The 19,430-nt window shown below is 56.3% G+C and carries 19 protein-coding genes and 1 tRNA gene; 10 read left to right on the top strand and 10 right to left on the bottom strand.

What is annotated here, in order from left to right:
* Window positions 1-20: 20 nt before the first annotated feature.
* The 5 genes from ACR0EZ_RS01905 to ACR0EZ_RS01885 form a co-directional block, all read right to left on the bottom strand.
* Window positions 21-1,073, bottom strand: a complete 1,053-nt coding sequence (locus ACR0EZ_RS01905; protein ID WP_480610192.1) for a glycosyltransferase family 2 protein — start codon at window positions 1,071-1,073, stop codon at window positions 21-23.
* Between the two features lie 25 nt (window positions 1,074-1,098).
* Window positions 1,099-1,761, bottom strand: a complete 663-nt coding sequence (locus tag ACR0EZ_RS01900) for a class I SAM-dependent methyltransferase (protein WP_480610190.1) — start codon at window positions 1,759-1,761, stop codon at window positions 1,099-1,101.
* An 88-nt stretch (window positions 1,762-1,849) separates the two neighbouring features.
* A complete protein-coding gene (locus ACR0EZ_RS01895; protein WP_480610188.1) occupies window positions 1,850-3,730 on the bottom strand; it encodes a glycosyltransferase family 2 protein in 1,881 nt (626 codons plus the stop codon).
* Window positions 3,731-4,345: 615 nt separating this feature from the next.
* Window positions 4,346-4,963 carry a hypothetical protein gene (locus ACR0EZ_RS01890; RefSeq protein WP_480610186.1) on the bottom strand — a complete coding sequence of 206 codons (618 nt, stop codon included), beginning with the start codon at window positions 4,961-4,963 and terminating at the stop codon, window positions 4,346-4,348.
* Window positions 4,964-5,099: 136 nt separating this feature from the next.
* Window positions 5,100-5,735: a hypothetical protein gene (locus ACR0EZ_RS01885; protein WP_480610184.1), complete on the bottom strand. Its 636-nt coding sequence runs from the start codon at window positions 5,733-5,735 to the stop codon at window positions 5,100-5,102.
* Between the two features lie 9 nt (window positions 5,736-5,744).
* Between ACR0EZ_RS01885 and ACR0EZ_RS01880 the strand changes: the two genes are divergently transcribed.
* From ACR0EZ_RS01880 to ACR0EZ_RS01870, 3 genes are read left to right on the top strand one after another with little or no spacing between them, the layout of a single operon-like run.
* Window positions 5,745-5,918 (top strand): hypothetical protein, encoded by a 174-nt coding sequence (locus ACR0EZ_RS01880; RefSeq protein ID WP_480610182.1) that lies wholly within the window; start codon window positions 5,745-5,747, stop codon window positions 5,916-5,918.
* Between the two features lie 16 nt (window positions 5,919-5,934).
* Window positions 5,935-6,267 (top strand): hypothetical protein, encoded by a 333-nt coding sequence (locus tag ACR0EZ_RS01875; RefSeq protein WP_480611167.1) that lies wholly within the window; start codon window positions 5,935-5,937, stop codon window positions 6,265-6,267.
* Window positions 6,212-6,535: a topoisomerase DNA-binding C4 zinc finger domain-containing protein gene (locus ACR0EZ_RS01870; protein ID WP_480610180.1), complete on the top strand. Its 324-nt coding sequence runs from the start codon at window positions 6,212-6,214 to the stop codon at window positions 6,533-6,535. The genes ACR0EZ_RS01875 and ACR0EZ_RS01870 overlap by 56 nt, the downstream gene beginning before the upstream one ends.
* Before the next feature lie 348 nt (window positions 6,536-6,883).
* Here ACR0EZ_RS01870 and ACR0EZ_RS01865 read toward each other — a convergent pair whose 3' ends face one another.
* The gene (locus ACR0EZ_RS01865) at window positions 6,884-7,555 is read right to left on the bottom strand and encodes a LemA family protein (RefSeq protein ID WP_480610178.1); all 672 of its coding nucleotides are present in this window, start codon (window positions 7,553-7,555) and stop codon (window positions 6,884-6,886) included.
* A gap of 1,054 nt (window positions 7,556-8,609) precedes the next feature.
* On the opposite strand from ACR0EZ_RS01865, the gene ACR0EZ_RS01860 reads away from it, so the two are divergent.
* Entirely contained in the window at window positions 8,610-10,448 is a 1,839-nt protein-coding gene (locus ACR0EZ_RS01860) for an ankyrin repeat domain-containing protein (protein WP_480610176.1), read from the top strand.
* Window positions 10,449-10,547: 99 nt separating this feature from the next.
* On the opposite strand, the gene ACR0EZ_RS01855 is transcribed toward ACR0EZ_RS01860, so the two are convergent.
* Window positions 10,548-11,885 carry a tyrosine-type recombinase/integrase gene (locus ACR0EZ_RS01855; RefSeq protein ID WP_480610174.1) on the bottom strand — a complete coding sequence of 446 codons (1,338 nt, stop codon included), beginning with the start codon at window positions 11,883-11,885 and terminating at the stop codon, window positions 10,548-10,550.
* 100 nt (window positions 11,886-11,985) lie between these two features.
* A tRNA-Leu gene (locus ACR0EZ_RS01850) sits at window positions 11,986-12,072 on the bottom strand.
* A 140-nt stretch (window positions 12,073-12,212) separates the two neighbouring features.
* On the opposite strand from ACR0EZ_RS01850, the gene ACR0EZ_RS01845 reads away from it, so the two are divergent.
* Both ACR0EZ_RS01845 and lipB read left to right on the top strand, forming a co-directional pair.
* The gene (locus ACR0EZ_RS01845) at window positions 12,213-12,872 is read left to right on the top strand and encodes a DsbA family oxidoreductase (RefSeq protein ID WP_480610172.1); all 660 of its coding nucleotides are present in this window, start codon (window positions 12,213-12,215) and stop codon (window positions 12,870-12,872) included.
* Window positions 12,873-12,911: 39 nt separating this feature from the next.
* The gene (gene lipB, locus ACR0EZ_RS01840; protein ID WP_480610171.1) at window positions 12,912-13,568 is read left to right on the top strand and encodes a lipoyl(octanoyl) transferase LipB; all 657 of its coding nucleotides are present in this window, start codon (window positions 12,912-12,914) and stop codon (window positions 13,566-13,568) included.
* 301 nt (window positions 13,569-13,869) lie between these two features.
* Here lipB and ACR0EZ_RS01835 read toward each other — a convergent pair whose 3' ends face one another.
* Window positions 13,870-14,289, bottom strand: a complete 420-nt coding sequence (locus ACR0EZ_RS01835) for an HIT family protein (RefSeq protein WP_480610169.1) — start codon at window positions 14,287-14,289, stop codon at window positions 13,870-13,872.
* 286 nt (window positions 14,290-14,575) lie between these two features.
* Here ACR0EZ_RS01835 and ctaD point away from each other — a divergent pair, with 286 nt between their 5' ends.
* From ctaD to ACR0EZ_RS01820, 3 genes are all read left to right on the top strand, one after another.
* Window positions 14,576-16,234 carry a cytochrome c oxidase subunit I gene (ctaD, locus tag ACR0EZ_RS01830; protein ID WP_480610167.1) on the top strand — a complete coding sequence of 553 codons (1,659 nt, stop codon included), beginning with the start codon at window positions 14,576-14,578 and terminating at the stop codon, window positions 16,232-16,234.
* Window positions 16,235-16,390: 156 nt separating this feature from the next.
* Complete coding sequence (locus ACR0EZ_RS01825) at window positions 16,391-16,990, top strand: DsbA family protein (protein ID WP_480610165.1); 600 nt, start codon at window positions 16,391-16,393, stop codon at window positions 16,988-16,990.
* Between the two features lie 45 nt (window positions 16,991-17,035).
* The gene (locus ACR0EZ_RS01820; RefSeq protein WP_480610163.1) at window positions 17,036-17,533 is read left to right on the top strand and encodes a DUF2244 domain-containing protein; all 498 of its coding nucleotides are present in this window, start codon (window positions 17,036-17,038) and stop codon (window positions 17,531-17,533) included.
* Here ACR0EZ_RS01820 and ACR0EZ_RS01815 read toward each other — a convergent pair.
* The gene (locus ACR0EZ_RS01815) at window positions 17,530-18,009 is read right to left on the bottom strand and encodes a GatB/YqeY domain-containing protein (RefSeq protein ID WP_480610161.1); all 480 of its coding nucleotides are present in this window, start codon (window positions 18,007-18,009) and stop codon (window positions 17,530-17,532) included. The two genes, ACR0EZ_RS01820 and ACR0EZ_RS01815, sit on opposite strands and share 4 nt — an antisense overlap.
* Before the next feature lie 183 nt (window positions 18,010-18,192).
* On the opposite strand from ACR0EZ_RS01815, the gene carA reads away from it, so the two are divergent.
* Window positions 18,193-19,359 (top strand): glutamine-hydrolyzing carbamoyl-phosphate synthase small subunit, encoded by a 1,167-nt coding sequence (gene carA, locus ACR0EZ_RS01810; protein ID WP_480610159.1) that lies wholly within the window; start codon window positions 18,193-18,195, stop codon window positions 19,357-19,359.
* Window positions 19,360-19,430: the final 71 nt, after the last annotated feature.

The following is a 19,430-nucleotide window of genomic DNA, read 5'->3' as shown; positions in this document are numbered from 1 at the left end:
CAACTCCGGGGGCTTATCGGTCAGGTTTCAGGGCGCTTTTCATCCGAGGCAGGCACCGCGACCTTGGCAAGCCGTTCGTGAGTATCGCGATCCCGGGCGACGAATTTCACAGCCGGTTTGTCGATGAGCTTTTCGTAAAGATCGTGGTAGTCCGGCAGTTCCAGAAGCTGGCCGATCAGATCCTTGTGCCAGCGGAAGGCCCGTTTATGGAGCCGTTTAAGCTTTGGATCAGCCTTGAATTCCTCCACCAGCGCGTCGACCTTATCCTTGTACCTGAGGACCGAGGTGTCTTCAGCACCGCCCCGGTTCCAGCGATCCCAGTATTCGGTTCCCAAAGTCTGCGCGGAATGGTTGGCCCGCCCCCGGCTGCGCTTAGCCAGATAGGCTTGCGTTGACCGGACGGCGTAATGGTTGATCTGTGCCACCTCAAACCCGAATGGGGGCGCCACGTGGTTTCCGAACGGCGCAGGCTCTTTCGCGTGGCCGCCCGGTACGGAACGGAAGATACCGGCCTGCAGGTCAGGCTTGGGGTGCGGGTTATGCAGCCCGTAGCGCGTGTAGTATTCCCCCTGCCGGAACATCGACTTGACGAACCGCCGCCCGGCCCCGCCATCTTCGAAATCCATTTCACTGTCGGTGAATTGCCGGGTGATCGGGGAATCCCGCAGCACGTGGCGACCATTGTTCGAAAACAGCTTCCACGGGATGGATATGACATCCACATCCGGCGTAGCTTCGATCAGGTCGTCGACCCTGTTGTTGCCGACGTGAATATTCAAAAACTCGTCTGCATCCCCGACGTAAATCCACTGCGCCTCTTTCACAACGGGAAGACGGCGCGCCTGCCGCAAAGCGGACCGGTGAATTCCCCCGACACCGACCCGGTTCCTGTGAAACTCCACATGCCCCAAATGCTGCAGGCGTCTGAGGATCTGGTTTGTCCCATCCGAACAATCATTGGTGAATACGATGATCTTGTCGAAGCCAAGCACCGTGTGGTGGGCCACCCATTCCAGGATATAGGGCCCTTCGTTCTTCATGGACGTGATCAGGACTTTTTCAGATTTGCCCATCGCCGCTACCCGATACCTTGTGGTCTTATTGCTTGCTGTCGTCCTGCGGAACGATCTTTTCAATCGCGATCTGCGCGCCCGCGATTGCACGGATGCGCAGTTCGCGGGGGTGAAGCCCCAGAAACTCGTTCACCGCACGGATCACGCCATCGCCCCACCAGCCGCGCCGGTGGTAATCGTCAAAGGCCATGATCCCGCCCGGCTTGATCTTGGGAAACAGCGCCGCAAGATCGGCAGATACGCCTTCGTAGGAGTGATCGCCATCCACGTAAGCGAATGAGATACTCTCATCCTCGAACAACTGCAGCGCCGGAACCGAAAAATCGCGGATGATGCCGACTTTGCCCTCATCAATCTCTTTCTCGAAAGATTTGACGACTTTCTGGAAAATCGCCTCCATCTTTTCGTCTTCGGTCCGCCCGACAAACGCGGTTGTGTGCGATTCCTCACCGATATGTTTCCAAGGGTCGATCAGGAAAAGCTGGCTGGGTTCCAGAAGCTTCAGAATGGTCGGCGAGAACTCTCCCTGCCAGACCCCGATCTCAACCGCGACACCGCCTTTGGGCAGGCGCGAGAGAAAGGTCCGACGAATGGCATCTTTCGAGTTCTTCCGCTTGGTCGCCTTCGCCGCCTTTGGCTTCTTCTGGCTTCCGGGCATCGCACCGATGACCTTGGATTCGTCTGACATCTCGACCTCGCTGTGGTGGCGGGCTTTGTTCCAACCCGTTTTGTTGCTTGATGAAGGGCTACCATGCCCAAGACGCAAGAGCCAGAAACTATGTATCTTCAGTGTTAAGTGGAGGTAACTTGTCGATGCCAAGCCACGGTGGCTGCAGGCTGGTGACACGGTACCGGGCCGCGTTGCCCCCCAGAAAACTGTTTATCGCTGCGGACATACCCGAATACGACCCCTTCCCCCTGCGGTAAGAGGTAAACGCGATACTGCCGCCGGGGGCCAGAACACGGTCGATCCGCCGGAGTAGCTGGGTCATGACACGCTCGGCCCGGACACCGCGAATGATGACCACGCCGACGGATTCGTCCTCGAACAGTTTCAGCATCAATGGGGGCAACGCCCGGTAGACCCGCAGCCGCCCGTCAAGGATGGGTTGCCGAAAATACTCGAGAAAAGCGTAGAACGACCGGTCGAGCGCCTGCAATTCGGGGTCTTTGGTGGCATCGGCGCAGTTGAAGCTGTCCCATGACAGTCCCCAGGGGGCAATGACCGTCAGTTGGGACACCGCATCCAGCGCCAGTATTTCATCGACCAGTTCGGGCTCCACATGCCCGATCAGAACCCAGTTCTTCTTGCCGCTGATCGATTTCAGAAAGCTTTGCCGCTGTTCCCTGGTTCTGTCGATCTCTGGCGATGCCGAGGGCAGAAGCGCGGGGTCCTTCGGATCAAACGGAAGGGACACCTGCTTGGCATCCGTAATTCTGTCGTGCAGCGCTGCGGCCTCTTCATATTCCAGCGCAGTTTCCAGGGAATCCAGCCGGACAAACCAGGGGAAATTGTTCGGCTTGGAGTTTTCGATTTTCGACATCTTGCCCAAGCGCGTCCACTTGGCCACCTGCGCAAATGTGACCTCGGGGTCTTTGTAGGTTTCGGGATGAAAAGAAAGGTCCGCCTCTTCCATTACACCTAAATCCAGCGCCTTCACATTCTTACCGCTGCGGAATTTCTTGTTTTTCCTAATGAAACTCTTTGCCACATCCTTCTCTCGGATGGTTGCGATCCGTGTCTTGTGGTGGGCCACGGCCTGATCGTGCAACTCTTTCAAAACGGCATCTGAATACAACTTCTCATAGGCAGTGCGAAGCCGATCAAACTTCGAAAGGATGGATGTTTCCTCAACATCATTGTGGCAGTGCAGATTCCAATAAGCCTGACCAGATGCCTCCATCTTTGGATGAAAAGCCGTGGTGTTCACGTCCCCTCGTAGCCGCTTCATCAGGTAACTCTCGATTGATCTGACAGCATAGTGGTTCATGCGGAACAAGGACTGTCCAAACGCGGCACCCGTGGTTGAATAGGCCCAACCCCGCCTGCGCAACGCTGGCGGCAAGGGGTCGCCATCTCCGTCCACCCAAAAAAACTTTTCGGCTTTGTCGCCAACCGGGCCTCGGGGCCTATGCGTACTGATCTCACGGTACGCGCCAATGTTGCGGAACAACGATTTGAAAGCGCGCAGATTATGCGGGCTTACCGCCCCCAGTGCACCCGCGCGGGTGAACTGCTCGGTCACAAACCGATCTTCGAAATCGACGATGCCATTATGGCCGAATAGCTGCCAAATCGCTGCAAACCCATCCGCATGCGGCAAAACGCGGAACAGGTCATCCAATGTCCCGCCGCCAATGCGGATGTCAAAGAACTCATCGACATCGCAGACCAGAATCCACTCAGCCTCTTTGTACCAGGGATGATCCATGGCGTGTGAATAAGCAGACGCCTGAGGACCAAACTTCCAGGGCCCCGGGTTGTCGATATGTGCAAGAAACCCCAGTTCATCGCACCGTTTGAGGACTTTGTCGGTACCGTCCGCGCAATCGTTCGAGCTTACAATGAAATGCGTGAACCCGATGGATAGGTAATAGGCGATCCACTCAAGAATAAACGGCCCTTCGTCTTTCATCGTGGAAATGACAAGTCTCATCAGATTGCACCTGTAGCCGTTTGCTGCGTTTTTCGCCTGTTTCTTTCAGGTTCGCCGAACGCCCGACTTTGTTATGTGTCCCAACAACGCTTTGCAAGCGACCACACCGCGCCTGACCTGCATCTGCGGCTTCTCGAACCCGACCGGCTGCGGCGCGCGAAGAAAGACCGGGCAAGACGATTTGCGGCAGGGCATAGCCCGACGGATACACCACCGTCCTTAACAGGGTGTGACCCGCTAATTCAGTAGTCTTGTTGGAGTGTTTGGTGCGGTCGAGAAGCATCTAGAACAATCGAACTAGCGCCCATGACTCCTTATTTTTATGGACGAAACGCCCTAGGGCAGCCTTCAGGTTTCCCCAAATGTGTGCTGTCCTAAGGGCTATTGTGTGTTGCGCCACCTGTCAAGCGGCCTTGGCTTTGTCGTCCAGACATTCAACAAAAACGCTATGGGCTTCGCTTGTTCAAGCAAACCCACTTGCATTAGATTCAAGCTGCGGCTCCGGGACTCAGATTTCTGATCAGTGACAACTCAGAAGAAATCAAACTGACGTCCAAAATCCACCCGAAGAAAACTTGCCAATTGACGTTGGCGTGCTGCCTTCCAAAAGCTGAACTACAGTTCTAAGGCCGACATCCACGACAGAACACCCAAGAATACCCGTAACAATAGTGTTCCGCCGAAGACCAAAAAAGAAGCCCACATCGAATACTCTGCGCTACGTGCAACCGCAGCCTGAAAACGAAGCGAACGATCATTCTCCAGCATTGGATTTTCACCTTGAAAAATGAGAGCCGTTTTGTGTGCGACCCAAGCCCAAATAGCAAGAAAGAGAGAAAACACGTAAAGCCAGTAAAAAAGCTTGAACTTACTCACCGTGCCTAGAACGTACTCAATTGCCAAACCGCCAAAAATTACGGAAACTTGAGCAAAAATCAGGTACCGAACGAATGGCAACCAAAACTCCTGATAACCGTCGTACATTCTTCTTCTATCTGAGGCGTTTCGAATTACCGCAATGTTGGCCTTCGGCCTCACAGCGTGCTTCAGCCTTTCCTTGAAGTACTCCTCCGGACCATAGCCAAGTAAGCTCCCAGATTCTTCGAGTTCAGCCCAATCCTGCTCTGCGAAATCTATGGTCACTACCCACCTAGTGTACTCATGATGCCCAGAGAAGTAACTCGCAGAGCCAAGATATAGCTCCTTACGATCCTTCCGTAGGTTCTTTCCCATTCTATGCTCCGACTTTTGGTCTAGCAGGACAGGTCTACCTTAAACACGGCACACGAACCAGTTGACCTTCGTGATCGGCGCTGCCAATCCAATCGCAGCCTTAAGGGCGGGTAAGATGAGGGGTAAGCTCATTGGATTATCCTTCGAATTGGGGAACCCCTGCCCGCAACAGGACAAGGTAAGAACGGTTGAACTCATCGCGGGCTGCGGTCTTTACGCGCTCAGCAATGTCGAGGTTGGCTTTGGCTTCAACGTAGTCCAGAGCCGCCACTTTGGCGTCGGTCTCGGAACCGTCAAACTCAGCCATTCGGTGAGCCACGGCTTCGATCTCAACGCGGGCATCAGACGCCCTCATCGACCCATCGGTCAGAAATTCGCCAAAGGCAGCTTTACCTTCGGCCAGAAGTTCGGGGTCACTGGCGATGACTTGGGCCACCATGTCAGGGTCCATGCCAGCGGCGGCGACTTGCTCGGTCAGGTAGTCCAGACCATCTTCAATCACGTCGGCCATGTCGTTAACGGCATCTTCAACTGCCTCATCAGTGGCACCTTCGCCTAACGCTTCTCGGATGGCGTCAACGTCAATGGTGTTGTCGTCTGCAATGGCTTGACCAAGGATGTCGCCCGTCGCCTCTTCGCCCATGCTGTCGATCAGCGAGTTCACAATCTCTGAGTTCTCTTCGCCCAGCAGTTCGGTCAGGTCTTGTGGACCCAGCGCTTCGTTGATGGCGTCGTCATTCTCGGGACCTTCTACGGCAACGCCAAGGGACACTTCGCAGGCATGAAAGCCCCCAACTCTGGGCCGTCCCTAGAGGAACGCCTGAACGCAGAACTTGCGGCTGGCAAGATCGCTGCCGAGCAAGTCGAACAGATCAAGCACACCGTCGAAAAGCGCAAACGCCAGAACTTCAACCGCATCGCCCGAAAGAAAGCGCGGGCGGAAGCCAACACCTGAAAAGGATAGAAAGACAATGAATCCCTATGAAGGCATGAGCCTCGAACAAGCCGCCGCCGCAATGGACACTCAAGGTGTCACCAATGGCGTCCTCATGGACAGTGGTGTTCCCGACGCCGGAGAATTTATTGCTGGGCAAGAAACCCCCATCAACGTCACTGCATCCATCCGTACCGATGGCGGCGTTCGAACCGTCGAAGTTGAACCGGGCAATCCGGCAAGCCGCACGTCTGTTGAGGCCGCTCTGGCCGCTGGTTTGATCACCAAAGACCAGCTTGAGGCAACAGCTAAGGATGCGCCTGAAGGAAAGCCTGAAACAAAAGGAATTTGTGCGAGCACTTTCAGGTAATGACTTGAACCGGGAAGGAGGTCTGACGGCATGCCTCCCCAAGGGTTGGGAAAAAGACAAGGAGTTTTGCTCCGCATTCATATCCGCTCATCCTGACTGCAACAGATGTGAAGTTAAAATGGCTCTTCGGCGCAGCGCAAAAGGACAGCTATTCTGGGGATGCCGTGATTACCCGCATTGCAAGGGAACGTCTTCATATAACCCAGTGCCACCTTTGGGCTCGATCATAACGTTGCAAGAGCAAGAACAGCGCAAGGCTCACGAGTAGTACGAGCAATTCGCTGCTGAGCAGGCGGCGCTTGCTAATCGCAGCTTTGTCCACTTAGCCAACATTGCAATCCGGTGGAATATAGTCTGACCAGTTCGTACGCTTATTGCTTGAAGCCCGTACCCAAGGCATCCCTCACGCCACCAGAGAGGCACTTTAAGCCTCCACCTCAGTTAACCGGGAAAATGCGGAGCAGAAGAACGCCCTGCCTCAAACTTCTTGTGGTTCGTGAAGGTCAACCTGTAACGGCCAACATCAACCAAGGTTTCACCCGGTCCCTCACGGGTCACCTTAAGCTACCGCGCCAGATCTATCGCAAATCCCGGGCGACTGTGGTCGCTTCGTCTCTTAACTCGGAATAATATCTTCGTCCGACAAATAGTCGCGGCGAACAAATCCCATCGGCCTTGCGGCCAGGAGGGTCGGGAAGGTAGTGACAATTTCATTGTAGGCAGAAATTAGTCGATTAACCCGCCTAAGATCCGCATCAATCTGTTCTTCTAGGTGTGCAGCGTTTTGTTGAGCATGTTGGAACGAAGACGAACTGTTCAGCGTAGGGAATTGCGCGGCAAGGTTGGCAAGGACTATCGTAGCTGACTTGCCGCGTGAGATTTCCACTGCTGCCTCTCGTGCGGTCTGCGCAATTCCTTGGTGAGTCGAAAATTCTTCGTCTGAAAGTCGTTGTGCAAGCGAATTTACACTTGAAATCAGCTTGGCCTTTCGGTTTCGGGAATTGCGAAAATCGGTCAGGGCCGAGTCTACCGTTTCGTGGATCGGCTTCACAGTGTTCCAAACCTTCACTAGCGAAAAACAGACCGCAACCAACATGATACTCCATAGCATATACATCAAACCGCGCTGGATTGCCGTTCCCCATGCGTGGTCGTACATGAATGCGTACGTGACAATCGAAAAAACGGGAATTCCAATCAAACTGGCCAGAGAGAGACCGGTGTCTAACGCCAAGCCCTTTGCAATTTTTGCGCTTGAGTCTGGAAAATTGATATCTGATTCCGACAAGTTTGATCCGACCCCGTCTACTGAATACCTCTTAGGGTAAGTCGGAGCGAGCACCTGAGCAAGCAAGTCGTTTAGTGTGGCGAGCAGCGCCTTCTTTGTCGAGTTTGGGCACTCTTCGCGTTAGCGACAAGCGCGCGCCGCTGCAATCTGTCGACCCGTTTCGCGCTTTTCAGGCGACACGTGAGGGGAGCCGCTGCATTGACCCGGCCTTCACCGGACTACTGCTTTGTTCGCATAGCGTCAGCCCTCAAGCCACCCCCGTCGTCATGGCTTGAAGGTGCACCTACACCGTCCACTGCGCGATACCTGATGGCGTGACTTCACGATGACTAACGAAAGGTCGCAGGTCGATCACTAAACGTGATACTGAAAGGTGTTATATTACGGGGACCTGATGGGTGCCTGAGGTGGTGGCTTAGGTGTCTGCTGAAGGTACGCTGGTTTGCCCGCCTGCAAATCCATCTGCGCGTCGGGTAGCTGCAGGCTCAGGTGTGATGTGTCATACACCCGTCAAGCGGCCTCAATTGCCACAAGACGAACGGCGGCAAAGTTGCGCGAGCTAGTCGGTAGCACGCACTGGTGTCAAAACCGGTCGCGGCCAATGAATTTGCTACTTCGCACCCACCCTGTAGCTCATAAGCTTAAGGTCACCTGATGGTATGCCTGAATAATTCAGGTGTCCTATCAGATGCTAACCCTAAGGTGCAGACTTACCTGTTCTTGCGAACATGATGATGAAGTATCATCAGGAAGTGATGGCAAGCTATCATCAATCCTCAATTGGTCTTTCGGAGCGAATGCGACCCTTGAGTGTCCCCTGATGGTGCCTCTTAAGAGGGGACTGTACTAAATCTTTTGTCTAACGGGAAGTTGGCCTAAAGCCCCTTATTTTTATAGCCAAAATTGACCGGCAGGAGAGTTCATCTCTCCGTACAGCTTTGAGATAGCACTTGCTGCTTAGCGAGGTTCACCGTTCGGCCATCTCTTCGTTGACAATCCCAATACTACATACAAGCGACCAAATAGAGTACTCTCGCCCTTGGGAGGCAGTCTTATGCGGTTAATTTCATACAACGTGAACCCATCGCAACAGCAATCCACTGGGGGATTTTTGTTGACATTGCCGGATACCGTTCGTCGCCTTCTAGTCGCGCTGATATCGGCGACGCTTGTTCTGCCCTTTGCTGGGAAAGTGATGGCGAAAGCTCCAACATGCGACCCAGACAAAGTTCCAGACCTACTTGACTACATGGGCCTCAATACAGATTCGCTCGACCCAAAGCACTACTGTGCGGCTATTGCATCGCTTGATGACTATTACTTTGGTGATGGCCTGCTGAAAGCGGCACACAAAGACGATCGGCAGGTACTTATCGACCTGATCGAAAGTGGAGCTGATGTGAATTGGCAGGGTGCGACTGGCTCAACACCTTTAATGTTCGCATCGAAATTCGGGAACGCCGAGATTGTCAAGGAACTCTTAGGAAGAGGTGCGCGCCCCGACTTACAGAAACCAAAGAACGGACTAGCGGCTTTAATGTACGCGGCCGAAATCGGTCACGTTGAAACTCTTCAGCTTCTTCTGGAAGGTGGCGCTACAGTTGATCTCGGGAGAGATACTGGTGTTACAGCGCTTATGTATGCCGCCGAAAATGGTCACTTGGAAGCGGTCACAACCCTTCTGGCGTTTGGTGCGGAAGCAAACAATCAAAGAGACGACGGTGGTACAGCGCTTGCACTCGCGGCGCAAAGCGGGAAGCAAGACGTAGTTGTCGAACTAATTGCGAATGGAGCAAGTCCCGATCTTCAAGATAGGCAAGGCATCTCTCCCCTAATGCTTGCGGCCAGAAATGGACATTTGAGTGTTGTTGAAGTGCTTCTAGCGAATGACGCATCCCCTGACTTAATGGGTCCTGACGGCGCAACAGCAATGATGGTTGCCTCTGAAATTGGAAGGCCGGACATCGTAACTGCGTTACTCCGAAAAGGCGCGACGCTTAATCTACAAGATAAGGAAGGCAAAACTGCGATATTACTTGCCTCTCTTTCAAGCGCTGAAACCGTGGCAGCGTTATTGGATTTTGGAGCAGACCCAAACCTAGCTGGCGCGGACGGTGCTACCGCGCTGATGGTTGCTGCGGAACTTGGCAAGCTTGCCGCTGTAGAAGCGTTGATAAACAGCGGCGCAAATGTAAATCAAACTGCTTTGAAAGGGCAAACCTCACTTATTTTGGCTGCTGGTGATGGCCGACAAGAGGTCGTAGCACTTCTCCTAGAAAAAGGCGCAGACCCAAACATAATAGGCCACAACGGGGCGTCGGCTCTTATGTTATCAGCCCAAAACGGCTACCCGGAGGTAGTCAAAGCCCTCTTACAGAAAGGGGCAAACCATGAGTTGCGACTACAGAACGGTTTGACTGCACTTATGCTTGGCTCGCTTAAGGGCCACAGCAATACCGTAGAGGCGCTGTTAGACTTCGGAGCGGACCCGGACGTCGCAACCGAGATTGGGATCAACGCTTTGCTGATCGCCGCACAACGAGGACATGATGACGTTGTAGAACTGTTACTCAACAGAGGTGCAACGACCGGGCTTAAAGACGAACTGGAAATGACAGCTCTGATGCACGCCGCACAAGAGGGAAACACAAGAAGCGCTGAACTATTGCTAGCGAGTGGGGCTGATCCAGACTTGCAACGAGAAGATGGGGTTACAGCACTTATGCTAGCTGCTGAGAGCGGCTATGAAGATACCGTGGTGGTCCTTCTCGAAGGCGGGGCAAGCCCTCACCTTGAAACACCCTCGGGTTCGTCTGCTCTGTCTTTTTCGGAGCAGAAAAACCACACGCAAACGGCTGTGATCTTGAGAAATGCAATGGAGAGTTCTCAATAGAGTCTAACTTCAAGGCTGCTGGAACCACTAAAATTTTAGCGCGTGCAAAAGGGCCGCCCAAATGCGACCCCCTGAGATTTCCTCACGAAGGCAAGCAAACTAAAGCCCAGCCTTCACGCCCCACCTAGCGAACTCTCTAAGCCGCGCCTCACGTCCACCATAGGTATTCTCGGCAACCGATTGAGCGGAATGCCCTAAATACCCGTGACGGACCTCTACAGGTGCCCCGGCATCTCTCAGCTTATCGCTTGCCCTGTGGCGCAGCCCGTGGACCTTCATGCGCTTGTCGTCAGTGTTCTTTCTGACCGCCTTCATCAATGCCGCAGAGGCAGCCGTAGGGCCGCCGTCACGGCCATAAGATGGGAACAGAGGCTGGTCTCCCTTGCGCCCCTCTACACGCGCCCTGAGGGATTCCCTGAGGCTGTCTGAGGCTATTGGAACGTATCTGTCACTGTTGCTGTTCTTGATGCCGTTGATTTCGTTTGGGGTGATCAGGATAGATGGGGTTTCCCCGGTAAGGTCAACGTCGCTAATGCGCAGACCACAGGCTTCACCTAGTCGCATTCCAGTACCTTTCAGCACTCGCCACATATCAGGAAGGTCTTTGCTCCTGCCGCCCTCTAGGGTCGTCTGTACGGCATCGGCAACGCTGTCTGGTAGCGGGACGTTCTTATCAAGTGAGCTAACTTGTTCTTTAGGCCACGGCAGGCGCTCGAAATGGTTTCGCTCTGAAGGTATTTCCAATTCCCTGACGGCATGGTTGTAGGCAGCGGCCACTATGATCACCTCACGCTGACACGACTTGAGGGCCAGAGGTTGTCCATTGGCTTTCTTGAGACCCAGCAGATGGTCCATGAAACTGCGCGCGGTCTGGCGGTCGATACTCTCTATCGTCACATCTTCCAAAGACTTTCCCAAGGCATCGCTCAGCCGACCGAAGGTGCGGTCAATTCTTACCATCGCCTTCCGATCATCGGCCAGCCCCTTGTCCTTGGCGTAGGTGTCCCGCATCTCAGCCAGCGTCGGCTTCGGGGCTTCCCGATTAGGGTTCAGAACAGCAGCGACAACTTCAGGGGCCTCTCCACGGGCAGCCAGACCGTGCCCTACTACGCCACGGGTCCAGCTATCTTCGGGGTCCAACCCTTGGACACCTTCCATGTATTGCTCTGCTAGGCGCTGGGCGTCGATGAACTTCTGAGTGGCCGACCTAGTGTCAACTTCAGGGTGCCGCCTTAGGGTATCCTCAACAATCGTGTCAAAATTCCTCAGGTGAAACTGGTACTCGCGCTGAAAAGCCGCCCCGTCGCGGGCCTTAATGTGCTTCTGGTAAGCGTTCTCTCCAAGAATTTCTCGAACCCTCTTGGGCCACCTTCTGCGGAAACGCCATTGAGTGTCACTGATTTGGTCTACGTACTTGACGGTCATTTCAAAGGCCATTGTGTGCTGTCCGTGTGTGTTGTTTGCGTTATGCGACACACTCAGAAAATGCTGATTGCCCTTATTTATATGACCCAAAACCAACTGATCAAGTAAGTTCTGGTGCGGTCGAGAAGACTCGAACTTCCACGGGTGTTACCCCACAGCGACCTCAACGCTGCGCGTCTACCAATTCCGCCACGACCGCACTGCCATTGGCTTGGTAGAGGCGCGTATAGACGCTGGCGCAGGTGATGTGAAGAGGCAAAAACACAGTGGTTTAAATTCCCGGCCTGCGTTCATATTTTGGGGCATATCCAAGACGCGCTCATCTGACAGGAACAACGAATGTCCACACCCGACCCCCGTCCCGCCATCCAGATCGACATCGTATCCGACGTCGTTTGCCCCTGGTGCATCGTCGGGTTCCGGCAGCTTGATCTGGCCCTGCAGGAACAGGGCCAGCTGGCGCGGCTCAGGTGGCATCCCTTTGCTTTGAACCCGAACATGCCGCCCGAAGGGCAGAACCTGCGCGAGCATATTGCCGAAAAATACGGCTCGACCGCAGCGCAAAGCCAGCAAGCCCGTGACCGGCTGACAGCATTGGGCGCAGAACTGGGGTTTACCTTCAATTTCAATGATGAAAGTCGGATCGTGAACACTTTTTCGGCGCACCAAATGCTGGATTGGGCGGAAACGCAAGGCCAGCAACATCCCTTGAAGCTGGCGCTGTTCGACGCTTATTTCACCGAGCAGCAGGATGTCTCGGACCCCGAGGTTCTGCTGACCGCCGTGGAAGCCGCAGGGCTGGACCCGGACGCAGCGCGGGTGGCGTTGGACTCGGGGCAACACGCTGCTCCGGTGCGTGAGAAACAGCAGTTCTGGACCAGCCGGGGGATCTCGGGCGTGCCGTCAATGGTCTTTGCCGGGAAATACCTGCTGACCGGAGCGCAGAGGACCGAGACCTACAGCCAGGTCCTGCAGCGCTGCCAAACCGAGGCCGCCTGACCTCTTTCCCCCGCCGGCCCCGCACGGTATGAGGCCCCCATGGAATGGAAAATCACCGACGGTCTGACCAGCTATGAAGATGCGGTCGCCTTTATGGAGGCGCGCGTTGCCGCAATCGCGGCGGGTGAGGCCGATGAATGCGTCTGGCTACTGGAACATCCGCCGCTATATACGGCCGGGACCTCGGCCAAGATCGAAGACCTGACAGACCCCGACCGGTTTCCCGTCTATGAAAGCCAGCGCGGAGGCGAATACACCTATCACGGCCCCGGCCAGCGAGTTGCCTATGTCATGCTGAACCTGAACAAACGCGGGCGCGATGTACGCCGGTTCGTCAAGCAGTTGGAAAACTGGGTCATCGCGGCGCTAGGTGAGTTCAATGTGAATGGAGAAATCCGCGACGGGCGCGTGGGCGTCTGGGTGCGCCGGGACGATAAGCCCAGGACGATCAGCGGCAAACCAGCCGAAGACAAGATCGCCGCCATCGGGCTGCGCCTGCGCAAATGGGTCAGCTTCCACGGAATATCGGTCAATGTGGAACCGGATCTGGACCATTTCACCGGGATCGTCCCCTGCGGGATCAGTGAATACGGCGTGACCTCTCTGGTAGATCTGGGGTTGCCGGTTACCATGGCGGATCTTGACGCCGCTCTGCAGAAAACCTTTGCCGAGGTCTTCGAGCACGCCGATGCCTGATCCCGACCGACTCGAATCGCATTGAGATATTCAGGGCAACAACAATTCTGCGCGCTGAGATTGTCTGTTTCCCGTCACGATAACAATTGACCGGCATCCCCGCAGGTTTTCGACCAATTTTAACCAAAACGCGCGTTGGTTGAATACAGAGCGGCGCAAATCTCTTAATATGAAATTGCCAATCTTGAGTGAGTGGTATGTTAACCGGTGGACCGGGGCCTGCCCCCGAGAAATCCGTATAGTGTTTGGTACGAGTCTGCCGTTCCGACCCAAAATCGGAACGGCAATTCTCATTCCGGGGTCACGCCAAAGCCGCTTTGATCTTTTCGGCATGTTCCGCGATCAGGTCGAAATCCCCCATATTGCCCGGCGGACGCATCGAAACGCCCTCGTGACGTGGCAGAACGTGGAAGTGCAGGTGAAACACCTCTTGCCCGCCGGCGGCTTCGTTGAACTGCTGGATGGTTATGCCGTCGGCACCGAACGCCTCTTTCGCGGCCCTCGCCAGTTTTTGGACGGTCGCCATGACGGCAGAAAGCTGTTCGGGCGTCGCGTCCAGCACGTTGCGGCAGGGCGTTTTGGGGATCACCAGCAGATGGCCATCGGTGCGCGGCATTATGTCCATGAAGGCCAGCGTGTCGTCATCCTCGTAGATGCGGGTCGACGGGATTTCTCCGCGCAGGATCTTGGCGAAGATGTTCTCGGGGTCGTAGGCGGCCATAGGTGATCTCCGGATTTCGGGTGTTCGGACCAGTTCTGCGGCGCGGCCTTGCGGGGGTCAAGGCGGATGTCGGCATTGCCCCTCTTGAATTCAGGGCCGGAATAGCCAGATAGGGCTGGATCAAGGCCCGGAAATCGCGCGGCAGCCCCCTGCCCGCGACAATTAATCTTGATCCAGATCAAACTCGACCATTGAAGGTCGCCCCTACGCATTCTAAAACCAGCAGGAATCCCGCGCGCCGGAGAGGTCTGGCTGCGCGGTGTAGTTGCAACAGGAGGCACCTATAATGGCAGACGCAGCCATTCATGGTCACGATCATGAAGACCAGCGCAGCTTTTTCACGCGCTGGTTCATGTCGACCAACCACAAGGACATCGGGATTCTCTACCTGATCTTCTCGGCCATCGCCGGGTTCATCTCGGTGGCGATGACCGTCTACATGCGGCTCGAACTGATGCACCCCGGTGTTCAGTACATGTGCCTCGAAGGGTTCATGGCCGACCCGTGTACCCCGAACGGTCACCTGTGGAACGTGATGATCACCTACCACGGTGTTCTGATGATGTTCTTCGTGGTCATCCCGGCGCTTTTCGGCGGATTTGGCAACTATTTCATGCCGTTGCAGATCGGCGCGCCGGATATGGCGTTCCCGCGGATGAACAACCTGTCCTTCTGGCTGTATGTGGCCGGTACCTCGCTGGGCGTCGCGTCGCTGCTGTCTCCGGGCGGCAACGATCAGCTCGGCTCGGGCGTGGGTTGGGTTCTCTACCCGCCGCTGTCGACGACCGAGGGTGGCATGTCCATGGACCTTGCGATCTTCGCCGTGCACGTATCGGGCGCCTCCTCGATCCTCGGCGCGATCAACATGATCACCACCTTCCTGAACATGCGTGCCCCGGGCATGACGCTGTTCAAGGTGCCGCTGTTCAGCTGGTCGATCTTCGTCACTTCATGGCTGATTCTTCTGTCCCTGCCGGTTCTGGCGGGTGCGATCACCATGCTGCTGATGGACCGGAACTTCGGTTTCACCTTCTTTGATCCGGCCGGTGGCGGCGATCCGATCCTGTATCAGCACATCCTGTGGTTCTTCGGCCACCCGGAAGTGTACATCGTGATCCTGCCCGGTTTCGGCATCATCAGCCACGTGATCGCCACCTTCTCGCGCAAACCGATCTTCGGTTACCTGCCGATGGTCTGGGCGATCATCGCGATCGGTGTGCTGGGTTTCGTCGTATGGGCGCACCACATGTACACCGTTGGCATGTCGCTGCGTCAGCAGGCGTACTTCATGCTGGCCACGATGGTCATTGCGGTTCCAACGGGCGTTAAGGTGTTCTCGTGGATCGCGACCATGTGGGGCGGCTCCATCGAGTTCAAGACGCCGATGCTGTTCGCCTTCGGTTTCCTGTTCCTGTTCACCGTTGGCGGTGTGACCGGTGTTGTTCTGTCGCAGGCGGGTATCGACCGCGCCTATCACGACACCTACTACGTGGTGGCGCACTTCCACTACGTGATGAGCCTGGGTGCCGTATTCGCGATCTTTGCCGGGGTCTACTTCTACTTCTCGAAGATGACGGGCCGCCAGTATTCCGAGTTCTGGGGCAAGGTCCACTTCTGGATGTTCTTCATCGGTGCCAACCTGACCTTCTTCCCGCAGCACTTCCTGGGCCGTCAGGGCATGCCGCGCCGCTATATCGACTACCCCGAGGCGTTCGCCCAGTGGAACTTTGTTTCGTCGATCGGTGCCTTCGTGTCCTTCGCCTCGTTCCTGCTGTTCTTCGGCATCGTGTTCTACGCCCTGTTCCGCGGCGCGAAAGAGACACGTTCGAACCCCTGGAACGAATACGCGGATACGCTGGAATGGACCCTGCCCACCCCGCCGCCTGAACACACGTTCGAGCAGCTGCCCAAGCAGGAAGACTGGGACAAGGGCCACGCGCACTGATCCCGCCGGAAATCCCGGAAAACCCCGCCCTAATTGGCGGGGTTTTTCTTTGCCAAAAGCGCTGGTTCGGGCGTTGAAAAAGCGGGCAAGTCGCCAGAATGCCAAAAATAGGCTATTCTGGTTCGGGCAAACCATCCGGCAAACCGGAGTGTTCAGATGCCCGAAATCGACTTTTGGTATTCCATCGGCAGCACCTACAGCTTCCTGACGATCATGCGGCTGGATGACTGGTGCGCTGAAAACGATGCAACGGTACAGTGGCGCCCCTTTAACGTGCGCACCGTGATGTCTGAACAGCAAAACGTGCCCTTTGCAGGCAAACCGGTCAAATCCGCCTATATGTGGCGCGATATCGAGCGTCGCGCTGCCAAATACCACATCCACGCCAAACTGCCCGCGCCCTACCCGATCACCGATCTGGCGCTGGCCAATCAGGTGGCGCTGATGGGCATGCCGGATGGCTGGGGCAAGGCATTCACGCAGAACCTCTATCGCATCTGGTTTGAAGAAGGCACCGAGGCGGGCAGCGAAAGCGCTCTGTCCGAGGCTCTGCTGCGGTGTCAACAAGACCCGCGCCTGACCCTGGCCCGGGCCCGTGGTCCTGAAGCCGTCTCTGCGCTGGAGGCTGAAACCGATCAGGCCACAAAACTGGGCGTATTCGGCGCACCCAGCCTTGTTGTGCGCGGAGAGGTTTTCTGGGGCGACGACCGGTTGGACGATGCCCTGTCCTGGGCGCGCGTCGGCCACGTCATCTGATCATTTGCACTTCGACACGCAGGGTCATTGCGCTAGATTTTCGTCATGCCCTATCGATGGAATCAGACCTCGGACACCGAACAGCAGCTGCGCCTGTGGCCACACAACTCGCTGCCCAAACGCGGGGCGATGATTGTGATCCTGTCGGTGTTTCTGTTCGGCCTGATCCCCCTGCTGGCGGTACTGGGATCGGTGATCCTGTGGGGGCTGCTGCCCTTCCTGCTGCTGACGGTTCTGGGCCTGTGGCTGGCCATCCAGACCAACTATCGCGCCCGCAGTGAATTCGAGGTGCTGACGCTCAGCGGCACGCAGGCGCATCTGGTCCACCACACTCCGGGACGGCAGCAACAGGAATGGTCCTGCAACCGCTATTGGGCGCGGCCCGAGATGCACGAAAAAGGCGGACCCGTTCCGCATTACGTCACCCTGATCGGAGACGGGCGCGAGGTCGAGATTGGCGCGTTTCTGTCCGAGGATGAGCGCATCACCCTGTATGACGACCTGGTTCAGAAACTGCACGACCCTGCCGCGCAGTCGCTTTAGCCGTTTGAAGCCGCGCAGAGGTGGTCCTTGACCATCGGCCCGACCTTGCCGAAATCCATCTGGCCGGTATAGCGCGTTTTCAACTCGCCCATGACCTTGCCCATATCGCGGATCGAGCCCGCGCCGGTCGCTGTGATGGCGGTCTGAATCGCCTTGGCGACTTCATCTTCATCCAATTGCTTGGGCAGGAATTCCTCGATCACCTCAACCTCGCGCAGTTCACGCTCGGCCAGATCCAGCCGCCCCCCCTCTTCATAGGCGCGCGCGCTTTCCTTGCGCTGCTTGGTCATTTTTCCAAGGATTTCAAGAACCTCGGCGTCGCCGCAGCCTTTGACCTCTTCATTGTCCGAGGCGCGCGCGGCGATATCCTTGTCCTTGATCGCGGCATTGATCAGCCGCAGCGTCGACAGGCGCTCGGCCTCTTTGTCTTTCATTGCTTGCTTCAGGGCGGCATTCACCCGTGATCGCATATCCATATGGTCTGTCCATCCCCATGGCAAAGGAACCCCGACCATATCGAAACAAAAAGGCGGGCACAACAGGGGGCGAAAGCTGTTAACCTGTTGAAAAGTAACAATAGCACAAATTTTGATCAGGCTTGACCCAAGGCCTCAACCCCCTTAGGTATGCGCCGGTTTACCTTGCAGGAGAGTCGCGCCATGGCCCAGAACGCCCCGTCCAAGCCCACCGCATGTCTGGCATTGGCCGATGGAACGCTGTTTTATGGCATTGGCTTCGGCGCAACCGGCCAGACCGTGGCCGAACTGTGCTTCAATACCGCGATGACCGGCTATCAGGAGATCATGACCGATCCCTCCTACGCGGGGCAGATCGTGACCTTTACCTTCCCGCATATCGGCAATGTCGGCGTGAACCCGGAAGACGATGAAACCGGCGATCCGGTGGCCGCAGGCATGGTCGTCAAATGGGACCCGACCGAGCCGTCGAACTGGCGTTCTACGGAAGAACTCAAGGGCTGGTTGGCCCGCCGTGGGCGCATCGCCATCGGCGGTGTCGACACCCGCCGCCTGACCCGCGCCATTCGCCAGCAGGGCGCGCCTCATGTCGCGCTGGCGCATGATCCGGAGGGGAATTTCGATATCGCCGCCCTGATCGCCGCCGCTCGTGGCTTTGCCGGGCTGGAAGGCATGGATCTGGCCAAGGATGTCACCTGCGCCCAAAGCTATCGCTGGGACGAAATGCGCTGGGCCTGGCCCGATGGCTACACGCGGCAGGAAGCGCCTGTGCACAAGGTTGTTGCGGTGGATTTCGGGGCCAAGCGCAACATCCTGCGCTGTCTGGCCTCGGCCGGATGTGACGTGACTGTCCTGCCCGCAACGGCGACGGCAGCCGAAGTTCTGGCGCATGAACCCGACGGTGTTTTCCTATCCAACGGCCCCGGCGACCCGGCTGCGACCGGCGAATACGCGGTGCCGATGATCAAACAGGTTCTGGACACGACCGATCTGCCCGTCTTCGGAATTTGCCTTGGCCATCAGATGCTTGCGCTGGCCCTTGGCGGCCAGACCGTCAAGATGAACCACGGCCACCACGGTGCGAACCACCCCGTCAAGGATATGGAAACCGGCAAGGTCGAGATCACCTCGATGAACCATGGCTTTGCTGTGGATGCCCAGACACTGCCCGATGGCGTTGTTGAAACCCACCGGTCGCTGTTCGACGGGTCAAACTGCGGTATCCGCATGACCGACCGCCCGGTCTATTCGGTGCAGTACCACCCCGAAGCATCGCCCGGCCCGCAGGACAGCTTCTACCTGTTCGAGCGGTTTGCCAGCGCTATGGCCGCGAAAAAGGCACAAGCCTGATCCCTGCCGGGTCGAAGTTAACCCGCTGTTAACCTTGATGGATCAACCCTGACGCCAGATCAGTGCGTCAG

It is taken from the genome of Ruegeria sp. AK4, assembly GCF_056541025.1.
Note: the sequence above shows the minus strand (reverse complement) of the source record. Positions and strands in the feature narration are given on the sequence as shown.